This window comes from Paraburkholderia fynbosensis (assembly GCF_902859935.1).
Classification (GTDB): Bacteria; Pseudomonadota; Gammaproteobacteria; order Burkholderiales; family Burkholderiaceae; genus Paraburkholderia; species Paraburkholderia fynbosensis.
On the sequence record NZ_CADIKI010000068.1, the window covers coordinates 1 to 1438 of the forward strand.

The following is a 1438-nucleotide window of genomic DNA, read 5'->3' on the forward strand; positions in this document are numbered from 1 at the left end:
CAGCGGACAAGACAAACTTTTCTACTCGTTCAACCTTGATAACCACGTCCCTCGCGAGCACCTGTTGAGAGGCATTGATCACTTCCTGGATCTGAGTGATCTACGCCGGCATCTCGCACCGTACTACAGTCCGATGGGACGGCCATCGATTGATCCGGAGCTCATGATCCGCATGTTGATCGTCGGCTACTGTTTCGGCATCCGGTCAGAGCGCAGGCTATGCGAAGAGGTGCATCTGAATCTGGCGTATCGATTGTTCTGCGGCCTGAGCCTGGAGGACGCCGTACCGGAACACTCGACATTCTCCAAGAACCGCCACGGTCGCTTCCGCGATAGCGATGTGCTACGCCATGTGTTCGAGTCGGTAGTGGGTCGATGCATGTCCGAAGGGCTCGTAAAGGGTGAGGGATTCGCGATTGACGCGAGCATCATCAGAGCCGATGCGAGCTCTGTACGCGGTGTTCCGGGTTCTGAGCCCATCGACTGGGGTTGCGTTAAGGGCCAAAGCCGTGCAGTGCGGGAGTATCTGGAAGCATTGGAAGAAGCGAATCCGGCAAGCACCGAAGTGGCGGAGAAGGCAGAGACATCGAAGCCGCCAAAGAGGGTATCTCTGACGGATCCCGCCGCGAGCTGGACAGCCGCGAAGGGTGGCTTGCCGTTCTTCGCCTACTCGACCAATTATCTGATTGACCTGCAGGCAGGGATCATCGTGGACGTCGAGGCGACGCCCGCGAACCGGTCGCACGAAGTGGAATCAACCAGGACGATGATTGACCGCGTTGAGCGGCGGCATGATCTCAAACCTCGACGTCTTGCAGGCGACACCGCGTATGGCTCAGCGGCGATGCTTGCCTGGATGATCGAAGAGAAGGAAATTGCGCCACATGTTCCGGTCTGGGATAAAACCGCACGCAAGGACAATACATTGTCCAGCATCGAGTTCAAATGGGATGAACTGGCCAATGAATATCGTTGCCCCACCGGGCACGCACTACGCAGTGATCGGCGCAAGTTCAGAAATCCGCGCTCGCGAGTCACGAAGGCTGACACGATAATCTATCGGGCAAGCCAGTTTGACTGCGAGAACTGTTCGATGAAGGATCGCTGCTGCCCGAATACACCATTCCGCAAGATTGCTCGAAGCATCCATGAAGCTGCGCGTGACAAAACGAGACGTATTGCGAACACGCCTGAATACAATCGATCTTGTCGTGAGCGAAAGAAGGTGGAAATGCTCTTCGCCCATCTCAAACGTATCTTGAAACTGGACCGTCTGCGACTGCGCGGTCCAAGCGGTGCCCATGATGAGTTTCTGATGGCAGCAACGGCGCAAAATCTGCGAAGAATGGCCAAGCGGCTAGTGCCAGGAAGCAAGCAGATGAACCAGGCAGTCGCATGACGGGCAACGGGGATCGTTGCCTCGTTCAAGTTTGCCGCT

General features: G+C 56.3%; 1 protein-coding gene. It reads left to right on the top strand.

Features of this window, described 5'->3' with window-relative positions; translation table 11 throughout:
* On the top strand, positions 1-1399 hold a 1399-nt coding region (locus HV770_RS38010; RefSeq protein WP_175166526.1), incomplete at its 5' end, for a transposase.
* Positions 1400-1438: the final 39 nt, after the last annotated feature.